The organism is Thiomonas sp., from assembly GCF_034007205.1.
GTDB lineage: Bacteria > Pseudomonadota > Gammaproteobacteria > Burkholderiales > Burkholderiaceae_C > Thiomonas.
Genome location: NZ_JAVERI010000017.1, coordinates 28,675 through 52,979 on the forward strand (window position 1 = coordinate 28,675; position 24,305 = coordinate 52,979).

22 protein-coding genes are annotated in these 24,305 nt (G+C 65.5%); 18 read left to right on the forward strand and 4 right to left on the reverse strand.

The window, feature by feature from the left end:
* Window positions 1–11 precede the first annotated feature (11 nt).
* The 13 genes from flgF (at window position 12) to RBR52_RS13030 (ending at window position 17,698) form a co-directional block, all read left to right on the forward strand.
* Window positions 12–749 carry a flagellar basal-body rod protein FlgF gene (flgF, locus tag RBR52_RS12960; protein WP_320377698.1) on the forward strand — a complete coding sequence of 246 codons (738 nt, stop codon included), beginning with the start codon at window positions 12–14 and terminating at the stop codon, window positions 747–749.
* 34 nt (window positions 750–783) lie between these two features.
* On the forward strand, window positions 784–1,569 hold the full coding sequence (gene flgG, locus RBR52_RS12965; RefSeq protein ID WP_320377699.1) for a flagellar basal-body rod protein FlgG: 786 nt from the start codon (window positions 784–786) through the stop codon (window positions 1,567–1,569).
* Entirely contained in the window at window positions 1,569–2,270 is a 702-nt protein-coding gene (locus RBR52_RS12970; RefSeq protein WP_320377700.1) for a flagellar basal body L-ring protein FlgH, read from the forward strand. The genes flgG and RBR52_RS12970 overlap by 1 nt, the downstream gene beginning before the upstream one ends.
* 359 nt (window positions 2,271–2,629) lie before the next feature.
* A complete protein-coding gene (locus RBR52_RS12975) occupies window positions 2,630–3,913 on the forward strand; it encodes a flagellar basal body P-ring protein FlgI (protein ID WP_413818329.1) in 1,284 nt (427 codons plus the stop codon).
* Between the two features lie 8 nt (window positions 3,914–3,921).
* Window positions 3,922–4,950, forward strand: a complete 1,029-nt coding sequence (gene flgJ, locus RBR52_RS12980) for a flagellar assembly peptidoglycan hydrolase FlgJ (protein WP_320377702.1) — start codon at window positions 3,922–3,924, stop codon at window positions 4,948–4,950.
* 38 nt (window positions 4,951–4,988) lie between these two features.
* The gene (locus RBR52_RS12985) at window positions 4,989–5,387 is read left to right on the forward strand and encodes a hypothetical protein (protein ID WP_320377703.1); all 399 of its coding nucleotides are present in this window, start codon (window positions 4,989–4,991) and stop codon (window positions 5,385–5,387) included.
* Between the two features lies 1 nt (window position 5,388).
* On the forward strand, window positions 5,389–7,392 hold the full coding sequence (gene flgK, locus RBR52_RS12990; protein WP_320377704.1) for a flagellar hook-associated protein FlgK: 2,004 nt from the start codon (window positions 5,389–5,391) through the stop codon (window positions 7,390–7,392).
* A 182-nt stretch (window positions 7,393–7,574) separates the two neighbouring features.
* Window positions 7,575–8,831, forward strand: a complete 1,257-nt coding sequence (flgL, locus tag RBR52_RS12995; protein ID WP_320377705.1) for a flagellar hook-associated protein FlgL — start codon at window positions 7,575–7,577, stop codon at window positions 8,829–8,831.
* Between the two features lie 25 nt (window positions 8,832–8,856).
* Window positions 8,857–9,981: a DegT/DnrJ/EryC1/StrS family aminotransferase gene (locus RBR52_RS13000; RefSeq protein WP_320377706.1), complete on the forward strand. Its 1,125-nt coding sequence runs from the start codon at window positions 8,857–8,859 to the stop codon at window positions 9,979–9,981.
* A gap of 19 nt (window positions 9,982–10,000) precedes the next feature.
* Window positions 10,001–10,573 carry an acyltransferase gene (locus RBR52_RS13005; RefSeq protein ID WP_320377707.1) on the forward strand — a complete coding sequence of 191 codons (573 nt, stop codon included), beginning with the start codon at window positions 10,001–10,003 and terminating at the stop codon, window positions 10,571–10,573.
* Window positions 10,570–15,387, forward strand: a complete 4,818-nt coding sequence (locus RBR52_RS13020) for a glycosyltransferase (protein WP_413818330.1) — start codon at window positions 10,570–10,572, stop codon at window positions 15,385–15,387. The genes RBR52_RS13005 and RBR52_RS13020 overlap by 4 nt, the downstream gene beginning before the upstream one ends.
* A 274-nt stretch (window positions 15,388–15,661) precedes the next feature.
* Complete coding sequence (locus tag RBR52_RS13025) at window positions 15,662–16,942, forward strand: EAL and HDOD domain-containing protein (RefSeq protein WP_320377711.1); 1,281 nt, start codon at window positions 15,662–15,664, stop codon at window positions 16,940–16,942.
* A 15-nt stretch (window positions 16,943–16,957) separates the two neighbouring features.
* Window positions 16,958–17,698 carry a flagellar brake protein gene (locus tag RBR52_RS13030; RefSeq protein ID WP_320377712.1) on the forward strand — a complete coding sequence of 247 codons (741 nt, stop codon included), beginning with the start codon at window positions 16,958–16,960 and terminating at the stop codon, window positions 17,696–17,698.
* A 191-nt stretch (window positions 17,699–17,889) separates the two neighbouring features.
* Here RBR52_RS13030 and fliW read toward each other — a convergent pair whose 3' ends face one another.
* From fliW to flgM, 4 genes are read right to left on the reverse strand one after another with little or no spacing between them, the layout of a single operon-like run.
* Complete coding sequence (gene fliW / locus RBR52_RS13035; protein ID WP_320377713.1) at window positions 17,890–18,405, reverse strand: flagellar assembly protein FliW; 516 nt, start codon at window positions 18,403–18,405, stop codon at window positions 17,890–17,892.
* Complete coding sequence (locus RBR52_RS13040) at window positions 18,402–18,638, reverse strand: carbon storage regulator (protein ID WP_320377714.1); 237 nt, start codon at window positions 18,636–18,638, stop codon at window positions 18,402–18,404. The genes fliW and RBR52_RS13040 overlap by 4 nt, the downstream gene beginning before the upstream one ends.
* Window positions 18,639–18,678: 40 nt before the next feature.
* Window positions 18,679–19,119, reverse strand: a complete 441-nt coding sequence (locus RBR52_RS13045) for a flagellar protein FlgN (RefSeq protein ID WP_320377715.1) — start codon at window positions 19,117–19,119, stop codon at window positions 18,679–18,681.
* Window positions 19,120–19,150: 31 nt separating this feature from the next.
* Window positions 19,151–19,501, reverse strand: a complete 351-nt coding sequence (flgM, locus tag RBR52_RS13050; protein ID WP_320377716.1) for a flagellar biosynthesis anti-sigma factor FlgM — start codon at window positions 19,499–19,501, stop codon at window positions 19,151–19,153.
* A gap of 259 nt (window positions 19,502–19,760) precedes the next feature.
* Between flgM and RBR52_RS13055 the strand changes: the two genes are divergently transcribed.
* From RBR52_RS13055 to RBR52_RS13075, 5 genes are read left to right on the forward strand one after another with little or no spacing between them, the layout of a single operon-like run.
* On the forward strand, window positions 19,761–20,132 hold the full coding sequence (locus tag RBR52_RS13055; protein WP_320377721.1) for a response regulator: 372 nt from the start codon (window positions 19,761–19,763) through the stop codon (window positions 20,130–20,132).
* Window positions 20,129–20,674 (forward strand): protein phosphatase CheZ, encoded by a 546-nt coding sequence (locus RBR52_RS13060; protein ID WP_320377717.1) that lies wholly within the window; start codon window positions 20,129–20,131, stop codon window positions 20,672–20,674. The genes RBR52_RS13055 and RBR52_RS13060 overlap by 4 nt, the downstream gene beginning before the upstream one ends.
* Window positions 20,675–20,692: 18 nt before the next feature.
* A complete protein-coding gene (locus tag RBR52_RS13065) occupies window positions 20,693–22,786 on the forward strand; it encodes a chemotaxis protein CheA (protein ID WP_320377718.1) in 2,094 nt (697 codons plus the stop codon).
* A gap of 11 nt (window positions 22,787–22,797) precedes the next feature.
* The gene (locus RBR52_RS13070) at window positions 22,798–23,412 is read left to right on the forward strand and encodes a chemotaxis protein (protein ID WP_320377719.1); all 615 of its coding nucleotides are present in this window, start codon (window positions 22,798–22,800) and stop codon (window positions 23,410–23,412) included.
* The gene (locus tag RBR52_RS13075; RefSeq protein WP_320377720.1) at window positions 23,409–24,161 is read left to right on the forward strand and encodes an MBL fold metallo-hydrolase; all 753 of its coding nucleotides are present in this window, start codon (window positions 23,409–23,411) and stop codon (window positions 24,159–24,161) included. Before RBR52_RS13070 ends, RBR52_RS13075 begins: the two co-directional genes overlap by 4 nt.
* The last annotated feature ends 144 nt before the right edge of the window (window positions 24,162–24,305 follow it).

Below are 24,305 nucleotides of genomic sequence, written 5' to 3' on the forward strand. Positions count from 1 at the left end.
CCTTCCGAATCATGGATACCCTCTGGATTGCCGCCACCGGCGCCCGCGCCATCCTGCAGCAGCAGGCGGTGACGACCAACAACCTCGCCAACGTCAACACCGTCGGCTTTCGCGGCGGGCAGGCGCAGTTCCGCGCCTTGCCGGTCTACGGCAACGCCTTGCCGACCAGCGCCTACACCGCGGTGCAGGGCAACAGCGCCGATCTGCAGCAAGGGCCGATCAACCACACCGGGCGCAACCTCGACGTCGCCATCCGCGGCCCCGGCTGGATCGCGGTGCAGGCCCCCAATGGCGACACCGCCTACACCCGCAACGGCGATCTGCAGGTGTCGGCAGGCGGCATTCTGTCCACCAGCGACGGCCGCCCGGTGCTGGGCCAGGGCGGCGCGCCGATTTCGCTGCCGCCGCTGGAGTCGGTGCAGATCGGCGCCGACGGCACGATCTCCGGTGTGCCGGTGGGCAGCCAGCCCAACGCGCTGGTCGTGGTCAACCGCATTCGGCTCGTCAACCCGCCGGCCAGCCAGATGCAGCGCGGCGCCGACGGCCTGTTCCGCGACACGCAAGGCCCGGCGCAGCCCGACGGCAATGTGCAGCTCGCCGTCGGCGCCCTGGAAGGCAGCAATGTCAACCCGGTGCAGGCCATGATCCAGATTCTCGACAACACCCGCGCGTTCGAAATCCAGACCAAGCTGATGCAGACCGTCGACCAGAACCATCAGGCCGCCACGCAATTGCTCAACGTGAGTTGATCCGCCCCACCGCAATCCCCTCAGAGAACCCGCCATGATTCGCTCGCTCTACGTTGCCAAGACCGGCCTGGAAGCCGAACAGACCCGCATGGACGTGATCGCCAACAACCTGGCGAACGTCAACACCAGCGGCTTCAAGGGCTCGCGCGCCGTTTTCCAGGACCTGCTCTACCAGAACCTCACCCAGCCGGGCGCGCAGTCGTCGCAGAGCACGCAATACCCCAGCGGCCTGCAACTTGGCACCGGCGTGCGCCCGGTGGCCACCGAGCGGCTGATGACGCAGGGCAACCTCACGCAGACCGGCAACTCGCTCGACGTCGCCATCAACGGCCAGGGCTTCTTTCAGGTGCTCGAACCCAACGGCACCATCGCCTATACCCGCGACGGCACCTTCCAGCTCAACAACCAGGGGCAGATCGTCACCGCCAACGGCTATCTGGTGCAGCCCACGGTCACCATTCCGGCCAGCGCGCAAACCATCACCATCGGCGCCGACGGCACCGTGTCCGTCACCCTGCCGGGGCAGGCCACGCCGCAACAGGTCGGCGCGCTGCAACTCGCCAGCTTCGTCAATCCCACCGGGCTGCAGAGCATCGGCGACAACCTCTATCTGCAGACCGGCTCCAGCGGCGCGCCCAACACCGGCCAGCCCACGCTCAACGGCCTGGGCTCGGTGCAGCAAGGCTATCTGGAATCGTCCAACGTCAACGTCGTGGCCGAGCTGGTGGACATGATCTCCACCCAGCGCGCCTACGAAGTCAACAGCAAGGCGGTGACGGCCTCCGACCAGATGCTGCAATACGTGAACAACAATCTGTGATGACGATCATGTCCGGGCTGTCCCAATACCGCCGGCTCCTGGCCGCCGCGCTGGCCATGCTGCTCGGCGCCTGTGCCACGCCGCAGCAGCACCTCAGCAGCGAGGCGCTCACTCCGCTGCCCATTCCGGCGCAGCCCGAGGCGATGAACGCCCATGCCCCCAACGGCGCCATCTGGCAGCCGGGCACGAACGTCTCGCTGTTCGAGGACAGCCGCGCGCACCGCGTGGGCGACCTCATCACCGTGCTCATCCAGGAGAACGCCAACGCCACCAAGTCCACCAACACCACGGTGAACAAGTCCGACGACGTGAGCGCGGGTCTGTCGAGCTTTTTCGGCAAGCCGCTGACCGCGGGCGGCTATTCGCCGTCGATGGGCATGACTTCATCGACCAAGTTCGGCGGCAACGGCGCCACCTCGCAGAGCAACACCTTCACTACCGTACTCGAAGCGACCGTAGTGAAGGTGATGAGCAACGGCAACCTCGAAATCTCCGGGCAGAAGGAGGTGATGCTCAACGGCGGGCATGAATACATCCGCGTGGCCGGTGTGGTGCGCGCATCCGATGTCAGCCCGCAGAACACCGTGCTGAGCACGCAGATCGCCAACGCCCGCGTGGAATACAGCGGCACGGGCGATGTGTACGCCGCGGCCAAGGTGCCCTGGCTGACGAGCTTTTTCCTCTCGCTGTGGCCGTTCTGAAACGGGGTGACGACATGCTGACCGAATCGCGGCGGACAACCCTCCCCCTCCCAGCCTCCCCCACAAGTGGGGGAGGTGAGAACTGCGCTTCGCGCCTCCTTCGGATGCCCCTCCCAGCCTCCCCCACAGTTGGGGGAGGTGAGATCTGCCCCCTCTCCCTCCGGGAGAGGGTTGGGGTGAGGGTTCGCACGCCAAGGCACACCCCTCACCGCCCAGCCGCCTCAAGAACGCGCCTCCCCCTCCCAGCCTCCCCCACAAGTGGGGGAGGTGAGAACTGCGCTCCGCGCTTCCTTCGGATGCCCCTCCCAGCCTCCCCCACAAGTGGAGGAGGTGAGAACTGCGCTCCGCGCTTCCTTCGGATGCCCCTCCCAGCCTCCCCCACGGTGCGGGGGAGGCATGATGGCTCCCTCCCCACTGGTGGGGGTGGAGGCGGAAAAGGCAAAGCCAACTGCTTGGCTTTGCCCCGCCGCAACGGGGCTGGCCTGCAAGCCAGCCATTGGACGGGTTGGGGAGGGGAGCGTGCCGTTAACCGCCGCCTTCTCGCCTGGCTGGCCGCCCTCTGTCTGCTAGGCGCCTTACTGACCGCTCCGGCTCAGGCCGCCGCCATCCGCGACCTCACCAGCGTGCAGGGCGTGCGCGTGAATCAGCTCGTCGGCTATGGCCTGGTGGTCGGCCTGGGCGGCACCGGCGACCAGGCCACGCAGGTGCCCTACACCACGCAATCGCTGCTCTCGATGTTTCAGCGCCTGGGCATCAACCTGCCGCCGAATGTGGCCTCCAACCTGCAACCCAAGGACGTGGCCGCGGCGATGGTCACCGCCAATCTGCCGCCGTTTTCGCAGCCGGGGCAGCAGATCAACATCACCGTGTCCGCCATCGGCAATGCCTCCAGCCTGGCCGGCGGCACGCTGCTGATGACCCCGCTCAAGGGTGCGGACGGCCAGACCTATGCCGTGGCGCAGGGCAATGTGGTGGTCAGCGGCTTTGGCGCATCCTCCGGCGGCAACACCACCCAGGTCAACTTTCTCACCGCCGGCCAGATCGCCAACGGCGCCACGGTGGAGCGCGCCGTGGCGAGCAGTTTCGACCAGTCCGGCCCGATCACCCTCGCGCTCGATACCCCGAGCTTCGGCACCGCCAGCCGCGTGGCCGATTCCATCAACCAGCGTTTCGGCGCAGGCACGGCCACGGCGCTGAACGCCGGGGTCGTTCAGGTGCAGGCGCCGCTGACCGCGGGCGAGCGCACCGCCTTTCTCGGCCAGATCGAGGCGCTGGACGTGTCGCCCGAATCGCCCCCGGCCAAGGTGGTGATCGACGCCCGCAGCGGCACCGTGGTGCTGGGCCAGAACGTCACCCTGGGCGCCTGCGCGGTGGCGCACGGCAATCTGTCGGTCACCATCAGCACCCAGTACGAAGTCAGCCAGCCCAACCCGCTGGGCGCGGGGCAGACCGCCGTCGTTCCCAACACCAATGTGAAAGCCAAGGCGGACCAGGCCAAGCTGCTCATGTTCAACCCCGGCGTGACGCTCGAAGCCGTGGTGCGCGCGCTCAACGCCGTGGGCGCGGCGCCCAGCGACCTCATCGCCATTGTGCAGGCCATGAAGGCCGCAGGCGCGCTGCACGCGCAGCTCGACGTGATCTGAGCTGAACGATGACGACTGCACCTCCTCTGCCCGGCGCCGCCGCGGCATCCAACAGCCTGTCGTTCCAGGGGCTGAACCAGCTCAAGGCCGCAGTCGTGGCCGATCCGCGCAGCCCGCAGGCGATCAAGGCCGTGGCGCAGCAGTTCGAGGCGCTGCTGATGCAGCAGATGCTCGGCGCGATGGACGCCACCCGCCTGGGACCGGACCTGCTGGGCGACACCTCGGGGCCGATGTTCAAGTCGATGTTCAACCAGCAGCTCGCCGTCACGCTCAGCCAGGGCCAGGGCATGGGGCTGGCCAGCTTCATCGCCCGCGATCTGTCCACCCGCTATGGCCTGGATCCCGCCGCGCCCAAGGCCCAGCCTGCCGACCCTTCGTCCCTCGCCGCGCAGGCCGTCAACACCGGCGCCAGCGCGCTTCCGCTGGCCAGCGGGGCGGCGGCCCTGCCCGCCACATCGCTCGCCGCCTACCGCCAGAACGCCCTGCCGCTCCAGTCCGCGCCAGCGCCCACCGCCGCGCAACCCTCCCCAGGCGGCCCATCGCTCGAACAGGCCAAGACCTTCATCGCCCGCATTCTCCCCAGCGTGCAGGCCGCAGCGAAACAACTCGGCGTCACCCCGGTGGCGATACTGGCGCAGGCTGCGCTCGAAACCGGCTGGGGGCGGCACACGCCGGGCAACAACCTGTTCGGCATCAAGGCAGGCGGCGGCTGGGCGGGCGGCGCCGTGCAGACCCTCACGCGCGAATTCCAGAATGGCGTGGCGTCGGTGGGCGCGGCCGCCTTCCGCGCCTATCAGAACGTGGCCGACAGCGTGGACAACTACGCCGCCCTGCTCTCGCGCCCACGCTACCAGTCGGCGCGCGGCCAGGGCAACGACATTTCGGCCTTCGCCACCGCCTTGCAGCGCAGCGGCTACGCCACCGATCCCGACTACGCCGCCAAGCTGGTGGCCATCGCCCGCAGCCCGCGCATGCAGCAGGCGCTGCAGCAGCTTGGGGTGGAGGCAAGTTCGGATTCAAGTTCTGCGGTGCAGTGACGTTATACCGAGTACCTCCCGCGTCCGCTTCCGCCGCCATGCCCCAAGTCCAGACCCCGCAAGACGAACGCCAGCTCGTCGCCGCGCTCACCGAAGTGCTGCGCCAGCAACGCCAGGCGCTGGTGAATACCGGCAGCGAGGGCGCGGCGCCCGTCACGCCGATCTGGCAACCGCTGATCGCGGCGCTCGACCAGTTCGCCGCCCGCCGGCGCGCGGGCGACCCGACGCTGGACCGATCCCCCGAGCTCACCGCCGAAGTCGCCGCGCTGCGCGACGAAACCCTGGCGCTGCAGCACACCCTCACCGTCTGGAGCGCCGCGCTGCAGCAGGCCATCGCCCAGTCGCAGCGGCAAGCGGCCGACCCCACTTACGGACCCGCAACCGGCGCCGCCAAGCGGTATGGCCAGACGCAAGGGCAAACTCTGGGGAGGGGATGAAATGTCAGGCATCAGCGGGCTGCTCAACAACGCCCTCACCGGCCTGCAGGCGGCGCAGTCTGCGCTGCAGGTCACGGGCAACAACATCGCCAACGTCAACACCCCCGGCTACAGCCGTGAGACGGCCGTGCAGTCCAGCCTCACGCCCAGCCTGTACGGCGGGCAATATCTCGGCAATGGCGCGCAGATCGACGCCGTCACCCGCAGCTACAACGGCTATCTGCAATCGCAGGTGTGGAGCACGGCGGCCACCGCCAGCGGCGCCAGCACGCTCGACACCCAGCTACAGCCCATCGTCAACCTGATCGCCGGAACCGACTCCGGCCTGAGCACCTCGATCAACCAGTTCTTCGCCAGCGGGGTGGCGCAGGTCGCGGCCAATCCGGCCGACATCCCCTCGCGGCAAAATCTCGTCGGTCAGGCGCAATCGCTGGCGCAAACTCTTCAGACTTCGGCGCAACAAATGCAACAGGCGGCCGATGGCGTCAACCAGCAGATCGGGCAGAGCATCACCGCAATCAACAGCCTCACGCAGCAAATCGCCCGGCTCAACGTCCAGATCAACTCTCTCTCGGGCGCGGGCAGTGCCCCCAACTCGCTGCTCGATCAGCGCGACCAGCTCATCACCCAGTTGTCGGGCCAGGTCGGCGTCACCGTGCTACCGCAAGACGGCAATCAGGTCAATGTGTTCACCGGCAACGGGCAGGTGCTGGTCGCGGGCGCGCAGTCGTTCGACCTGAAAACCACGCCCAACGCCTACGATCCGTCGCAGCTCGAAGTGGCCTACGCCGCCAATGGCGCGGTGCTGTCTTCGGGATTGCAGGGCGGCGCCTTGGGCGGGCTGCTGCAGTTCCGCAACCAGGTGCTGCAGCCCGCGCAGAACGCGCTCGGCCGCATCGCCGACGGTCTGGCGTCGGCCATGAACAGCCAGCAGGCGCAGGGGCTCGACCTCAATGGCCAGTTCGGCGCGGCGATGTTCCAGGCCGGGTCGGTGCAGGTGCTCGCCAGCTCGACCAACAGCGGCAACGCCGTCATCAGCGGCAGCGTGGTCGATGCCAATGCCCTCACCACCGCCGACTACCGCCTGAACTACGACGGCAGCAACTGGACGGTCACCAATCTTTCCTCGGGCCAGCCCGTCAGCGGGGCGACGGTGGCCGCCTCGGGCAGCGCGACCGTCCTCACTTTCGACGGCGTGCAGGTCAACGTCAGCGGGGCGCAGGCGGGCAACAGTTTCGAGGTGCAGCCCACGCGCTACGGCGCGCTGAACTTTCAGTCCGTGCTCACCGACCCCACGAAAATCGCCGCGGCGTCGCCTTATGTGTCCAGCGCGGGGCAGATGCAATCGGGCAGCCTGGTCAACACCAACCTCGGCAATCTCACCCTCTCGGCCGGGCAATACAGCGCCAGCAGCGGCGCGGGCGCGCTGGTCATTTCGGGCGCGAGCGTGCCCACGAGCCTGCAAGTCACCCTCACCAGCGGCGGCACCAGCGGCGCCGTGGGTTTTGAGGTCACGCAACCTGGCTCGGCCACCGTGCTGGCTTCGGGCAGCCTGAGCCTGGGCGGCAGCGGGCAGGTGCTGTCCATCCCCTACGCCAGCAACCCGCCCGGCGGCTACTGGAACGTCACCCTCGCAGGCAGCACCGCCGTCTCGGGCGACGCCTTCACCCTCAGCCCGGCGGGCGGCGGCAATGGCGGCAATGCGCAAGTCATGGCCGCACTGCAAACCGCCAAAACCTTGGCAGGCGGCAGCACCTCGCTCGAAGGCGCGTATTCGCAGCTCGTCAGCCAGGTCGCCACGCAGGGCAGTCAGGCGCAGAGCGCGCTCAGTGCCGCCACTTCGGTGGCGGCGCAGGCCACGGCGGCGCAGCAGTCCGTTTCCGGCGTGAACCTCGACGAGGAAGCGACCCGCCTCATTCAGTACCAGCAGGCGTATCAGGCCGCGGCCAAGGCCATCCAGGTCGGCAGCAGCCTGTTCACCTCGCTGCTGCAGGCCGTGCAGTAAAGCGAGTGCAGTGTCTCGCCAATAACTTGACATGAAACCGCGTCTTTTCCCGCCATGCTGCGTTGCACCCCCTTGCCCTATGCCCAATAGGGCGGCGGGGTTGCGCCTTGCCTGGCGAAAAAATCCATCGGCTTCATCCTGTCAAGCCATTGGCGAGACACTGCACTAGAAGGAGCGTCGCCATGCGCATCAGCACCCCACAGTTCTACGCCGCCAGCCTCACCGGCATTCTCAATCAGCAAAACACGCTGAACACCCTGAGCCAGCAGCTCTCCACCGGCAGCACCCTGGTCAACCCCTCCGACCAGCCTGTGGCCGCGGCGCAGAACGTCGCCCTCACCGGGAGAATCAACCGCCTTGCCAATTACACCGAGAACGGCCAGAACGCGCAAAACTCGCTGCAGCTCGAAAGCGCCACGGTGCAAAGCGTCACCACCCTGGTCAGCCAGGTGCGCCAGCTCGCGGTGCAGATGAACAACGGCACCGTCAATTCGCAGGACCTGCAAAACGCCGCCGCCGCCATGCAAGGCTACACGCAGCAACTCGCGCAATATGCCAACACGCAGGACGGCCAGGGCAACTACCTGTTTGCCGGCAGCAAGAGCGGCACCCAGCCCTTCGTCCTCCAGGCCGACGGCAGCGTGCAATACCAGGGTGACGGCGGACAGAACCAGCTCGCGCTCGGCCCCAGCCTGAACACCGCCATCAGCGACCCCGGCAACGCGCTGTTCATGAACGCGCGCGCGGGCAACGGCACATTCACCGTCGATGCCGCCAGCAGCAACACCGGCGGCGCCACCGCCGGCCCCGGCACCGTCAACGACACCGCCCTGGCGCAGCAAACCCTGATGGTCGACGGCACGCAATACCAGATCAGTTTCAGCGGCAGCGGCGGCTCGATGACCTACTCCGTAGCCAGCGGCACCGGCGGCACTTTCTCCGCCAGCCCGCTCGCCAGCGGCGCCTTCACCCCGGGCATGAGCATCGGCCTGCCCCCCGGCGGCAGTCCGGCCATCACCGTGCCCATCGTCGGCACGCCCGCTGCGGGCGACCGCTTCACCGTCGGCGCCGCCGCGCCGCAAAGCCTGTTTCAGACCTTCCAGGCGCTGCAGCAGGCCTTCTCCTCCGCTCAAACGCAGACCTCCGGCAGCAACGCCCTGCGCGCGCAATCCATCAGCAACGCCCTGGCCAGCCTCGACCAGAACCAGACCAATCTGCTCAGCGCCCAGGCCAGCATCGGCAGCCGATTGCAGCAGGTGCAGGCGGTGCAGACGCAGAATTCCAGCCTCACCCTGCAACTGCAAACCCAGCAGACCCAACTCACCAGCATCAACTACCCGCAGGTCATCACCGAATATCAGTCCAGCCTCACCGCGCTGCAGGCGGCGCAGAAGGCGTTTGTGCAGGTGCAGGGGTTGAGTTTGTTTCAATACCTCTAACCAGGCTTTGATCGCCTCGCCACTGATGGCCAACATTTCTGTGAAACCGCAATCCAAGGTTTTTGTCACCCAGCCCTTTCTGCCGCCTCTTGAGGAGTTTCTGCCCTACCTCCAGCAGATCTGGGACAACAAGATCCTGACCAATGGCGGTCCCTTTCATGTCCAGTTCGAGCGTGCGCTGTGTGAGCACCTCGGCGTCGAACATGTAGCCCTCTTCACCAATGGCACGCTGGCGCTCGTGACGGCGCTGCAATCGCTGCGGATCACCGGAGAAGTGATCACCACGCCCTACTCTTTCGTCGCGACGTCGCATTCGCTGCTATGGAATGGCATCCGACCGATCTTTGTCGATATCGATCCCAAAACGCTGAACCTAGACCCCTCAAAGATCGAAGCAGCGATCACACCGCAGACAACCGCCATCCTGCCGGTTCACTGCTACGGCCATCCCTGCGATGTCGAGGCTATTCAGCGCATTGCGGATATTTACAACCTCAAAGTAATCTATGACGCGGCGCATGCCTTTGGGGTTGAGGATGCAGGTGGCAGCATCCTGCGGCATGGCGATCTTTCCGTACTGAGTTTCCACGCAACCAAGACCTTTTCGACGTTCGAAGGCGGTGCCATCGTCTGCCCCGATGCGAAGACCAAGCAACGCATCGATCACCTCAAGAATTTCGGCTTCGTCGATGAAACGACTGTCGTCGCTCCAGGCATCAATGGCAAGATGAGCGAATTCAATGCGGCGCTGGGTTTGCTACAACTCAATTACATCGATGAGGCCATTTCGCGGCGAGCTGAGATAGACGCGAAATACCGAAGCCTGCTGTCTCCAGTGCCGGGCATACGTTGTGTGCCCGACAACGGAGAAACGGTCCGCAATCATGGCTATTTCCCCGTGCTCGTGGGGCCCGAGTACCCTCTCACACGCGACGCTCTATACGACAAGCTCAAAGCACGTGGCTATCACGCGCGCCGTTACTTCTATCCACTGATTTCGGATTTTCCGATGTATCGTGGCCTTCCCTCGGCGCGCCGTGACAATCTGCCCGTAGCCACGCAGATGGCCGAGCAGGTGCTGTGTCTTCCCATCTTTCCCGCGCTCGATCACCAGACCGTCGAGGATATCGTCGCGATCATCGCGGAATGACAACGTAAAGGTAACGACCATGTTGACTCGTTCCGAGCTGGAAACCATCGGCTTTGCCAAGGTTGGCAAGGAGGTGCGGATATCGGAGCTGGCACGCTTCTATGGCGCTGAACGGATCATCATTGGCGACCATGTCCGCATCGATGATTTCTGCGTCCTTTCAGCCGGCACTGGCGGCATCCGAATCGGGCACCATGTGCATATCGCGGTATTCAGTTCTCTGATCGGGCAAGGCGAAATCGCCCTGTCAGATTTTGCCAACCTATCTTCGCGTGTATCCGTATACAGCAGCAACGACGACTACTCCGGAGCCAGCCTGACGAACCCTACGGTGCCAGCTAAATATACCGACGTCAAACACGCAGATGTCAGACTGGGCCGCCACGTCATCGTAGGTAGCGGCAGCGTCATTCTTCCAGGGGTCACGATTGCCGATGGCGTCGCGGTAGGCGCCTTGTCATTGGTCACCCAAGACTGCAGCGAATTTGGCATCTATGCCGGTTGTCCCGCCAAACGCATCAAGGAGCGCAGTCGTGCACTTCTCGATCTGGAGGCGCGATTCATCGCCAATCAAACGCCTTCAAACCCATGACTTCATCCCTCTACCTCAACGTTGGCTGCGGCAAGGTCAAATTACCTGGTTTTGTCAATATCGATCTGGAACCTGGCGGCGACGTCCAATGCGATGTGACGCAGGGACTTCCCTATGCCGATGCCACGGTCGATGGCATCTACAGCGAGCATTTCATCGAGCATCTGAGCCAGAAAGACATTCTGGGTTTTCTACGGGAGTGCCGCCGTGTCCTTAAACCGGGAGGACGGGTTCGCATTGCGACCCCAGACCTGGAAGAACTCGTATCACATTACGCCAGCAAAAACTGGCGTCAACCTTGGCTTGAAAAATACGGATACCAATGGGTCAGTAACCGCGCTGAATACCTCAATTTATCGCTGCGCGAGTGGGGACATGCATGGGTTGTCGACGAAGAGGAGCTGTCCCGCCTGGCGAACTGGGCAGGCCTTGAGCGTCCCCAGCGCGTCACGCTGAACACGAGCACAGACCCCCATCTGGCCGGGTTGGAAACCCGCCTTGAATCGACGCTGATCATGGAATACGTCCGTGCCGCGGATGCCGAGGATGACCAGCCGCTCGTGTCCATAGTGATCCCGGCGTACCGCGCTGACTTCCTCGCCGCCTGCCTGGACAGCGCATTGGCGCAGACCCACTCTCATATCGAGATTCTCGTCCTCGATGACAGCCCTTCCGACGCGGTCGCTCGAATTTCCGAAGTCTATGCACAACGCGATCCGCGAGTGGCCTATCGACGCAATGCCCAGCCGCTGGGTGAGCCTGAAAACCTTACCCAGGGCATACGTCTTGCCCGAGGGGCGTTCATCAAACCGCTGTACGACGATGATCTGCTCGCTCCGGAGGCGGTGGAACAGTTGCTCGCGGTCTGGCGTGCCCACCCTGGCGTGCGGCTCGCCGCAGTTCGGCGTCTTCCGATTAATGCAACAGGTCAGCCCCTTGATGAGACCCTCCTGCCGCCCCTGTCACGGGTGACAGGCCGTCTGCGCGGCACCGAAGTGCTCGGCCATCTCCTCGCCCGCGGCCTCAACCTGCTGGGAGAGCCAACCTGCATGATGTTCCGGCGCAGCGATGCTCTGGCGATTGACGAACCCAATGTGATGAGCCTGTTCGGGCATCTCTGCTTCGGCGTTGGTGATGTCTGCCTCGCCATGCATCTTCTCTCCCGAGGCGATCTCGCCTACATTGCAGATCCTCTTGCAAGGCTTCGCATCCACCCCGCTCAAACCCAGCGGCAACAACAGACCCACGCGCTTGGTACGGCCAATTGGCAATATCTGCGCGAGCAAGGTGCACGTTTGGGCATTGCGCTTCAACATCGGGCGCCAACACCTACACTTGCGAACATACCCTCCCTTCCGAACCGAACGTTACTGTCCGGCACGTTGCATCCTGGGAGCCCTCAAGGGTCAGGCTCCGCCGTCCTCCTGCACCTGTATTACCCCGACCTCTGGCCCGAAATGCGCGATGCCATTGCGCAGATTCCGGCGCCTTGCGATCTCTACGTTTCGCTGACCGAGGGGCGCGAAGACGTGCTGGCTGAGATCGTGCGCGACCGGCCGGATGCGGTGGTGATCAGCCACCCCAACCGCGGACGCGACATTGCGCCTCGCCTGGCGCTGCTGCGCATGGCGCGCGCGCATCGATACGATCAATTGCTCTTTCTGCACGGCAAGAAATCGCCGCATCTGCGGGAACTCCCCGGGCAGATTCCCATTCCTTTCCTGCGGCACAAGGATGGGGATCGGTGGCGCAGGGAAATCGTCGCGGAATTGCTGGCCGATCCCGCGCGCACGCTGGCGGCATTCGCCCAAAACCCCAAGCTCGGTCTTCTCGGCCCGCGCCGCTTCTGGTTGAGGACGCACTACTCCGACCCCAACGTCCCCCGGCTGGCCGAATTTGCACAGCGCCTGGGACTTTCTTTGGATACCAACCGGCACGGTTATATCGCCGGAACGATGTTCTGGTGCCGTCCCCATGCGCTCGATCCCCTGCTTGCGCTCGATCTCAAGACGGAAGACTTCGACGACGAAGCCGGACAAGTCGAAGGGACTCTGGCGCATGTGGTCGAACGCCTGTTCACGCTCAGCGTGGAGGATGCCGGATTCGAAGTCGGCCTGAGTGAAGGCGAGGCAATCGGCCCGGTTCCCCGCATACTCCCCCCCTGGCTCCCCGAAGTCCGCTGGCTGCCGCATGAAAGCGACTGGGCGCAGGAGGCGCGGCAGGCGTGGGCAACACAAGGCTGGACGCCCCCGCGCATCGCCCTGGCGCTGGCGGCAGCGGCGCCCGAGCGCACGCAGGCGACGCAGCAAAGCCTGGCCGGGCAATGGCGGACGGGACTGACGGGCGATCTGCTGGCCGTGGAGGGCAAGGGCGCAGACCTGCTCGCCGCCATCAACCGCCAACTGCTGGGCGGCAACGCCGACTGGCTCGGCCTGATCGACGCCGGCGACCAGCTCGCCCCCGACGCGCTGTTTCGCCTCGCCTGCGCCATGCGCGAGCATCCGCAGTGGCAGCTCGTCTATACCGACGAAGACCAGCTCGACGCCTCCGGTCAGCACACCCACCCGCACTGCAAGCCCGACTTCAACCTCGACTATCTGCGCAGCCTGCCCTATATCGGCGGGCTGCTGCTGATCCGCCGCGACCTGTTCGAGGCGCTGGGCGGTTTCGACCCGCAGGCCGAAGGCGCGGAAGACTACGACCTGCTGCTGCGCGCCTGGGAGCATCTGCAGCAGACCGGCGCCGGAGAAGCGGCCATCGGCCATGTGCCCGAGGTGCTTTATCACCGGCTGCAGGGCTCGGGGCATACGCAGAAATCGGTGCCCGAGATATTGCAGGCTGGGCAATCTGCCTTGGAGCGTCATTTCGCGCGCCTGGGCATCGCCGCGCAGGTGCAGCCCGGGCCGTTTCCGCCGTCTTTCCGGGTGCGCTGGCCGCTGCCCGAAACCCGCCCGCTGGTGTCCATCCTCATTCCCACGCGCGACCAGTTGCCGCTGTTGCAGCGCTGCGTGGAATCGGTGATCGAAAAAACCAGGTACCCGGCTTACGAAATCCTCATCATCGACAACGACAGCGCAACAATCGAGGCGCGCAACTATCTGGCTGCCATCGAGGCCAAGGAGGCTGAGCTGGGCGGCCGTCTGCGCGTGGTTCGCCAGCCGGGCGCGTTCAACTTCTCGGCGATGAACAACGCCGCGGCGCGCGCGGCGCGCGGCGAGTATCTGCTGCTGCTCAACAACGACACCGCCGCGCTGCACGACGATTGGCTGGACGAAATGATGGGCCACGCCGTTCGGCCGGATGTGGGCATCGTCGGCGCCAAGCTGCTCTACCCTGACGGCAAGATTCAGCATGCCGGGGTCATCCTGGGCCTGCGCGGCCCGGCCGAGCATCCCTTCATCGGCCGTCCGCCCGAAGATCGCGGCTACTTCGGCCGCGCCCAGCTCACGCACGACCTCTCGGCCGTCACCGGCGCCTGCCTGCTCATCCGCAAAAGCGTTTACGAGCAGGCGGGCGGGCTCGATGAACAGGCTTTCAAGGTGTCTTACAACGACATCGACCTGTGTTTGAAGGTGCGCGAAGCGGGGCTGCGCGTCGTGTTCACGCCCTACGCGCTGCTGATGCACGAAGGCTCTGCCAGCCAGAAGGGCAAGACCGAGGCCCGGCCCGACGAGGCCAAGCTCAAGCGCTTTGCCGCGGAAAAAGACGCCATGTATGCCAAGTGGCTGCCGCAGCTCGCGTTCGACCCGGCGTACAACCGTCACTTGAGCCTGGCCAGCACCGACTTTCTGCTCGACGATCAGCCCTGTCTGAGCTGGGACCCGGCGTGGCGCCCGCGCCCGCGCATTCTGGTGCACCCGGCCGACCGCGACGGCTGCGGCGAGTACCGCATCATCGCGCCGATGCGCGCCCTCAACCGCGCGGGCCGCACCCAGGGCTGGGAAACCATGCGCCTGTTCGAGCCCGCCGAAATGCAGCGCATGCAGCCCGACACCCTGGTGGTGCAGCGCCAGATGGAGTGGCCGCAGATCGAGGCGCTTGAGCGTCATGTCCGCACCTCCAGGGCGTTTCGCGTGTTCGAGATCGACGATCTCATCACCAATCTGCCGATCAAGAGCGTGCACAAGGGCACCATCCACAAAGACATCGCCAAGCGTTTTCGCAAGGCGGCGAGCCTGTGCAACCGACTGGTCGTCGCCACCGAGCCGCTGGCCAAGGCGTATGCGCATTTCACCGACGAAGTCGTGGTGCAGCCCAACTACCTCGAAGCCGCGCGCTGGGGACATTTGCGCCCCGCCCGCGCCGAGCGCAGCAGGCCGCGCGTGGGCTGGGCCGGCGGCGTGGGCCATACCGGCGACCTCGAACTCATTGCCGATCTGGTGCGCGACACCGCCGCCGAAGTCGATTGGGTGTTCTTCGGCATGTGCCCGGAGCCGCTCAAGCCCCTGGTCAAGGAGTACCACCCCGGCGTGCCGCTCGATCAATACCCGGCCAAACTCGCCTCACTCGACCTCGATCTGGCCGTGGCCCCGCTGGAAGACAACGCCTTCAATGAGGCCAAGAGCCATCTGCGCCTGCTCGAATACGGCATCCTCGGCTATCCCGTCATCTGCTCCGACCTCACGCCGTATCAGGGCGACTTCCCCGTCACCCGCGTGGCCAACCGCTACCGCGACTGGGCCCGCGCACTGCGCGACGCCGTGGCCGACCGCGCCGCGCTGCGCGCCAAGGGCGACGCGCTGCGCGCCAAGGTGCTGGCCGACTGGATGATGGAAGACCATCTCGACACCTGGCTGAAGGCCTGGCTGCGCTGACCCCCTCTCCCCCCGGGAGAGGGTTGGGGTGAGGGCCCGCACGCCAAGGCAACCCTCCTCCCAGCCTCCCCCACGCCGTGGAAAAGCTGAGACCGGCCCCCTCTCCCTCAGCGAGAGGGTTGGGGTGAGGGCTCGCGGGCCAAGGCAACCCCCCTCCCAACCTCCCCCCACGCCGTGGGGGAAGGGTTTCAGCGGATCGACATGCAACGCGGCGGCTAGCCGCCATCCGCAGGCTGCTAGCATCGACGCCAAGACCGAGACATTTTTTCGCTTCATGAACAGCGCACTCACCCCGCCGCAATCCGATTCGCCCGAAGCGCAAGGCGCCGTCATGCAGGCGCACATCGCCCGCCAGCCCATCGTCGACCGCAAGCAGCAGATCGTCGGCTATGAGCTGTTCGCGCGCGAAAGCGGCACGGCCGAGCAGGCCCCCGCCCATCACACCGCCGAGAGCGACAGCGTGCTGCTGTTCAACGCCCTGTCGAACATCGGCGCCGAGAGGCTGTTCGGCGAAAAGCTCGCCTTCATCAACTGCGTGGTCGAAGACCTCCAGGCCGAGCACCTCGACATCGTCTTCCCCGACCGCATCGTGCTCGAAGTGCCGCGCATCTACGGCGACGACCCCGCCGGTATAGCCGCCGTCGCTGCGGCACTCAAACACCTGAAGGAACGTGGATTCCAGCTTGCAGCCGGCCCCTTCGCCGCGGCCTCGCCTTATGCCGCCTGGCTGCCTTTCCTCGGCTTCATCAAGGCCGATGTGCAGAGCCTTTCCGCCAACGTGGCCGTGGCCTTGCAACGCAGGGCCGAAAGCTGGCGCAATCTGCGCCTCGTGGCCGAACGGGTGGAAACGCCCGGGCAGTTCAAGACCTATTTCGACGCGGGATACCACTTTTTTCAGGGCTATTACTTCGCCCGGCCGCAGACCATCAGCGCCAAGGTCATCAACCCGGCGTATGCCAATGTGCTGCAGTTGATGAATCTGGTCATGCGCCAGGCCGATCTGGGCGAAATCGAGCTGGTGCTCAAGCGCGACCCGGCGCTGTCGTTCAAGCTGCTGCGCTACATCAACTCCTCGGGCTTCGGCCTGATGTCGGAAGTCACCTCCTTCCGCCACGCCGCCGCCATTCTTGGGTATAAAAAGCTGTTTCGCTGGCTGGCCCTGCTGCTGGCCACCGTGCCGGGCAGCGCGGCTTCACCGGCCATCGCGCGCACCGCCATCACCCGCGGCCGCATGATGGAACTGCTGGCCAAGGGCTCGCTCTCCGACGAAGATGCCGACAACGCCTTCGTCGTGGGCATTTTTTCCATGCTCGATGCGATGCTTGGCGTGCCGATGGAAAAGGCGCTTGCCGAAATCACCCTGTCCGAGCAAGTCGTGATGGCGCTCAGGCACGACAGCGGACTGTTCGGCAGCTATCTGCAGCTCGTGCGGGCCGTCGAACAACGCGACTTCGACAACCTCGACTTTCTCGCCTCGGCCCTGGGCATCCCCGGCTGGCGCGTCGGCTCGGTGCATCTGGCCGCGCTGGCCTGGGTGGAAGACCTGGGCATCTGAAGCTGGCGCCGAGCAATGAAGGAAGTCACCTCCAAACTGTTCCGCGAGGAATATCAGGTCAGTTCCGCACAGAAAACGGATCACGTACTGAACAAGATCGCCGAGCGACACGAGCTGCTGGCCGTGCTGCCGCACGACCGCGCCGAGGAATTCAGCTCCACCCTGCTCGTCGTCAACCGCACCAAACATTGGCTGGTCATCGACGAGGTCAATCCGGATATCGGCAACCGCCGCCTCGAAAACGGCGCGCCGTTTTTCATCATCGGCCGCTTCGAGGGCGTATTCGTCGGCTTTCAGTCCAGGCTCATCGAGCGCATCGATCACGAGGGCTATGGCGCGCTGCGCGTCGCCTACCCCGAGGTCATCTACTACCTGCAGCGGCGCAATTTTTTCCGCGTCACCGTGGCGCCGGGCGACTTGAGTGCGGTGGAGGTGCAGCGCCGGGGAGCCAAGCCGCTCCATGGTCAATGCCATGACATCAGCGTCAACGGCATGCGTCTGCTCGTGCCGTCAACGCTCGACTATGCCTTGACCGTGGGGGAATACATCCCGCTGGTGCGTTTCAGCCTGGAGGATGTGGAACTCGCCGTCGAAGCCGAGGTGCGCTATGTCGGGCCGCTGCGCGACACCAAGACGCGGCAGCCCATGCGCCAGCTCGGCATTCAGTTCCTGAACATGGCCCCAGGCTTCGAGCAACGCCTGCAGCAATACGTCCAGCGGCGCGACCGCGAGCTGCTCAGGGATGCAAGGCGCTGAGGTGTGCAGTCGGCCATCGCAGCACCGTCGATAAAGGTGTCGCTCGGCGTCCTGCCGTTGATGCAATGCGAGGCGCAGGCCGCGCCGTGGTGTGTTGCACCACAAGCGGACACTGCAATACCAAGAAAGATCGCGAGCCGTTTTTTTGAGCGGTTCGTCCAGCGACAGCGAGTCCCCGCCCAACAAACCTTCTACTGCAGCGCCAGCACGCGCGACATCAACCCCGGCGTGGGCGGCGCTTCGGCCTGACGCACGAAAACGCCATCTCCCTCCACCTCCGAGGCCTCCACGATGCGCTGCTCGAAGCGCGCCGAGGTCGCATCGAACACCAGCGGCGCCTGCCCATGCGCACGCAGCGGCTGCCCGCTCTGCGCGGGCAGGAGCACCATCACCATCGGCATGGATTGCCTGTCGATAGGGGCATAGCGCAGGCCAAAATGCGCTGCGGGCGCGAGCAGAAAGCTCACCCCGGCGTCCTCCACCGATTGCAGCCAGAGGAAAGGCCGCTGCGCTTGCAGACCGATGAGCACAAAGCGTTGCAGGGTCTCGAATCCGGGCAGAGGCGAGGCGGCTACCCAGATCTGATGCGGCGCAACCGGCAACAGACCGAAGCGTGTGGCCACGTCGAATGCTTGATTGGCCGCCGCTGCCGAAGCCGCGGGCGCGGGACCATCGGGCGAGACTGATTCATACAGGGCTGAATTCACCGCGGCTCTCCCTCATTCAAGCCCACCCATTGCGCCAATGAAAGACCCTGCGGCGCCACCGCAGCCTGGTTGCCCTGGCTGATCTGGGCATAGAGTTCCTCGCGCAGCACGCGCAAGTCGAGCGGGCCTTCGATACCGAGGCGAACCTTGCCGGGCGCGGACTGCAGCACGACCAGGCGGATGTTGTCGCCGATGCGGATGGCTTCACCGGGGCGGCGCGTGAGAATGAGCATGAATCTGGCTTGAACCCGGCGCAACCGTCGTCGAGCGTGCTCAGGCGCTGACCTGCAGGCGCAAGGAACGCACCGGGCCGCTGCCGGGCTGCCCCTGGCCGTGCGCGCCATAGAGATCGACGCCATCCGGGTTGCCGCGCAGGATCTGCAGCGCCCCTTCGGTGCTGCGCACCAGGGCGGAAATCATCGCGCCATTGCGCCGATTGGCCTCGGCGACTTGCCGCGCCAGCGTCTGGACACTGCCCCACAGAGGGCTGGCAGGCGCTTCGGGCTGTGTGTCGAACTGCGCCATGCGTTCGCGCTCGATCGCGTCGATCTCGGCCAGCAGGGTGTTCTTCTGCTCGGTAAGGGCTGGCAGCTCGTCGGCAGCGGCTCGCAGCAGGCAGGCATGCTCCTGCAGCAGCAGACGATGGAAAGCCTGCAGCTTGTCGAGTTGCAGGCGAAACAGGGCTTCAACCAGGGCTTCAACCGACTGCGGCATGATGGGCTCGGATGGGGTGGGTTGCAAGGTTTCAGTTCGAAGCCGGCTTGCTCGCGCCGATCAGCGCCTGACTGTCCTGCAGCAGGCCCTTGGCGATGCGCTGCGCGTCGACCCCATATTGCCCGCTGCGAATGGCGTTTTGCAGTTCGGCGATGCGGGCGTCGCTGGCCGGGGGCGTGGCGCCCTGCGTGCTGGCAAGGTTGAGCATCTGCCCGGCTCCTGAGATGGAGACCTGCTCGGTCGTCGCCGCGACTGACGCATTCACCTGCCCAGCGCCAGCGGGTGCCGAGCCTGCAGCCGAGACTGCGCGGCGCGCCGCTGCGGCCGAACCGCTGGCAGAGGCCGAAGCGCTTGAAAGGGTGGAATTCTGGATGGGAATCATGGTGGCATTCTCTCCTGTTGGAGGGCTCAACGTCACACTTTTCCGCAACTTTAGGGGAAGTGTGACTTTTTTGGCAAACCTCGTCGAAACGCCGCTGAAACGTCCTTGAAACGCCCTTGCCCGCACCGGCGACCGCATCGGGTGCGGGCAAACCAAACGCCCGCCTCAAGTTCGCGCCCAGCGTGCCGTTACTTCAAGCGCAAGACGAACCCACGCGAGGCCCACCTTGAAATTCCTGGTTGTTGACGACTTTCCCACCATGCGGCGCATCGTGCGCGGGCTGCTGCTGCAGACCGGCTATGTGAGCGGCACGATCGACGAGGCGGAAAACGGCGAAGAAGCCTGGCGTCGGCTGCAGTCAGGCGGCATCGATTTCGTCATCACCGACTGGAACATGCCGGTGATGCAGGGCATCGACCTGCTCAAGCTCATCCGCGCCAGCGACAACCCGGCCATCCGCAGCCTGCCGGTGCTGATGGTCACCGCCGAGGCCAAGAAGGAAAACATCATCGCCGCGGCGCAGGCCGGGGTCAACGGCTACATCGTCAAGCCCTTCACCGCGCAGACGCTCAAGGAAAAGCTCGACGCCATCATGGCCCGCCTCAATGCCGCAGCAGGAAGCGCCAAATGACCCCACCCAACACCGTCACCGTGGCCGAGGCCGCCTCCAGCGCGCTGCACAAACTCACCGAAGCCGATGCCCTGCTGCATGAAGGCGTGCGCCGCATCATGGCCGCCTCCAGCGACCTGCCAGAGGTCAGCCAACCGCTGGAAGAGGCGCTCGCCTTGAGCGAAAAACAGGCCATGTCCACGCTCGAAGCGGTCGAGACCGGTCTGGCCGAACTCCAGGCCATCCGCGCCACGCAGCGCGGCTTCATCGACGAGCGTCTCGACCGCATCGAGCAGCAGTTCCAGATCATATCGCTCAGTCAACAGGGGCAAGACCTGGCCGGTCAGAGGCTGAAAAAAACCATGCATCTGCTGCAGGCGGTGGAGCAGCGCATCCGTGCCGCAGTCGAACAGCTCGCCCCGCAACTCGATGCGCCCGCGGCGCCTTCGTCAGCGTCCGGTTTGACTCCCGGCAGCACTCCAGCTCACGCGGCGCCCGCCCAAGCCGGCCCCGCGCTGGCCCAGGACGACGTGGACGCCCTGCTGCGCGACCTCGGCATCTGAAACCTTCCCTTCGCCATCATGGACAACGACATCCTGCAGGAATTTCTCGCCGAGTCGCGCGAGCTGCTGAGCCAGGCCCAAGACCAGTTGCTGCAGCTGGAATCCCGGCCCGACGACGCCGGGCTGCTTGCCGCCATTTTCCGCGCCTTTCACACCCTCAAGGGCGGCGCCGGTTTTCTCGAAGCGCAGAACATGGTCGATTGGTGCCATCACCTCGAAGACCTGTTCGACAAGATGCGCGCCGGCAAGCTGCGCGCCACCGCGCCGATGATCGACGCCATCCTGCGTGCCACCGACGTCATCACCGCCATGCTCGACGACATGGCGCATGGCGAAAATCCGGGCCCCGGCCCGGCCGACCTCGGGCAGGACATTCAGGCCTTCGCCGCAGGCGAAGTCCCGGTATCTGCCGCAGGCGAAGTCCCGGTATCGGCCGCAGGCGAAGTCCCTGTATCGGCCACAGGTGAAACGCCTGAGGCGACGATCAAAGCGCCTCAGTCCGAGCCCGCGCCCGAAGGCATCTGGGTCACGCAGGCCCAACGCGATGGCGGCGGCACCGGGCTGTTTGCCGAACGCCGCGACGTTGCGGATACAGCCCCTGCAACCGCACCCCATATGGAGTCGGCTCAAGGCGGGCATCCCCCTCCCAACCTCCCCCTGCCCCCTCTCCCCCCGGGAGAGGGTTGGGGTGAGGGCGCGCGCGCCGACCACCCCGCCTCATCCGAAGAAATCACCCAGGACGAATTCGAGCATGTGCTCGATGCGCTTTACGGCCCCGGCCAGGCGCCCGGACTGGCTCCCGTGCCAGATCCTGCCGCCCCCGCATCCGGCAAGGTCGAGTCGGGCGAAATCGAACACGTCACGCCGCAGGCGGGCCAGACGGTCGATGTGCCCAAGGCCGAACCCGCCGCCGCGACGCCCCGCGTCGCCAACGGCACCAACGGCGGCGTCACTGAAGAAGCCACCATCCGCGTCGATTCCACCCGGCTCGACCAGGCGATGAACCAGGTCGGCGAGCTCGTGCTGCTGCGCAACCGCCTGAGCGCCGCCGTGGCCCGCATGGGGCAGGACGACGAAGCCCTGGCCCGGCTGGCGCGCGAAACCGATCTGGCGGTCAACGATCTGCAGAACACCGTCATGCGCCTGCGCATGCAGCCGTGCAAGCGCCTGTTCCAGAGCCTGCCGCGCGTGGTGCGCGACGCCTCGCGCGCCTTGGGCAAAAAGGTGCGGCTGGACATCGAAGGCGAAGACGTGGAGATCGACAAGACCGTGATCGATGCGCTCTCCGGCCCGCTCATCCACCTCGTGCGCAACGCGCTCGACCACGGCATCGAAGAGCCCGATGCACGCCGCCAGGCAGGCAAGCCCGAGGAAGGCGTGCTGCGCGTGGCCGCGCGTCATCTGGGCGACAAGGTGCAGATCGCGGTGGGCGACGACGGGCGCGGCATGAACGCGCAAAGAATCATGCAGCTCGGCATCGCCAAGGGGCTCATCACCGCGCAGGAAGCCGCCCGGCTGTCCGAGCGCGAAATGCTCGAACTCATCTTCCTGCCCGGCTTTTCCACCAAGGAGCAGGTCAGCGAGCTCTCCGGCCGCGGCGTGGGCATGGACGTGGTGCGATCCACCGTCGCCTCGCTGCGCGGGCGCATCGACATCGACACCGCCCCAGGCAAGGGCAGCACCCTGACGCTGGAGCTGCCACTCACCATGGCGGTGCTGCCCGTGCTGTATTTCCGCCTGCGGCGCGAGACCTACGCCCTGCCGGTGACCGCCATCGAAAACCTGCTGGCCATCGACCCGGCGCAGGTGCACGCCATCTCGGGCCGCCTGATGGTGCAGGTGGATGGCGAGCGCGTCGTGCCCTACATCGACCTGGGCCAACTGCTGCAGAACAGCCCGATCGACCTGATCCGGGAGCAGAGCGAAGGCATTCTCATCGAGCAGGGGCTGCTGGTGGTCTCCGAGGCGATGGGCACCGAAGACTCGGTGGTCAAGCCGCTGGACATCACCACCCGCGACGCCCTCTACCAGGGCGCCACCATCTCCGGCAACGGCGAGGTGGTGCTGATTCTCGACGGCGCCACGCTGTCCCGGGTGCAACGCAAGAGCTGAACGAGCCCATCATGGACGACCAAACCCTCGAATCCCTGCGCCGCGACTTCATCGCCGTAGCCGACGCCACCTACGCCTTTCAGCGCGATCTGAAAAAACGCCTGCGCGAAATCGACCGCAAGGCGCTCAACGCCCAGGTGCTGGTCAAGCGCCACGGCAAGGAACTCGCCGGCTATGGCGTGGTGGCCCAGTCCTTCCGCGAAGGCGCGCAGTCCATGCAGTCTGCCGCCGAACAGGTGCAAAAGCTCATCAACCCGCTGATGATGCATTTCATGGAAACGCTGCGCGAGGCGCAGCAGATGCAGAGCCTGCATCACATTCAAAACACCGCAGCAGCGCATTGCCCCGCTCTGGCCGAGCGCATGCGCGAACACGCCGAGCTGCAGGACCGCCACACCGCGGGCAGCCGCCGCGCCGGGCAGGCACTGAACACGGCGCTCGACCGCTTTCAGTCCGTCCTCGCCGAGCTCGACTACGTGGTGGTCAATGGCCGCATCGAGGCGGCGCTCAAGGGCGCGGTCAACGCGCCGCTGGCGCAGGTTTCGCTGGAAATGGATCGGTCGGTGAGCGGCGTGCAAGAGCTGCTGCGCACCTATCGCCAACAAATAGAAAGGATCATCGAATGAAATCCCTCGAATTCTTCAGCCAGGGCAACCACCGCTGGAACATCATCTACGACCAGGAGGAGCGCCGCGTCATCGACTCCAACGTCTACGCGCTGAGCGTGGACGATCAGACGCTGATCCTCGATCCGGGCGGATTCGAGATCTTCCCGCAGGTGTTCAGCGCCCTGGTCGAAGTGGCGCCGCCCGGCTCGCTCAAGGCCGCCTTCGTCAGCCATCAAGACCCCGACATCGCCTCCAGCCTGCCGCTGTGGAACGCCTGCAACCCCAGGATCGCCTGGTATGTGCCCAAGCTGTGGAACGGCTTCATCCGCCACTACGGCGCGCTCGAAGCCGACCTGCGCGACATTCCCGACGAAGGCGGCGAAATGACGCTGGGCTCCGCCCGGCTGCAGTTCGTGCCCGCGCACTACCTGCACGCCTCGGCGAATTTCCATGTGTACGACGCCTTCGCCAAGGTGCTGTTCAGCGGCGACGTCGGCGCGGCGCTGCTGCCCGCAGGCCACGCGCCCTTCGTCGACCGCCGCAACATCGAAACGCCTGCCGCGTTCGACGAGCACATCAAGTCGGCCGAATATTTTCACAAGCGCTGGATGCCGTCGATGGCCGCCAAGCGCAACTGGTGCGAGCGCGTCTCGAAGATGGACATCGACTTCCTCGCTCCGCAGCACGGCGCGATCTACACCGGCCAGAACGTCAAGCGCTTCATCGACTGGTTCGACGCCCTCAAGGTCGGCTCGGCCATTGAGTAATCAGTGGTCGGTGGTCGGTGGTCAGGGGTCAGTGGTCAGAGCAGTTAGTCAATTTGCCCACTGCCCACCGACCACTGCCCACCGCCCACTGCCCACTGCCCACCGACCACTGCCCACCGCCCACTGCCCACTGCCCACCGACCA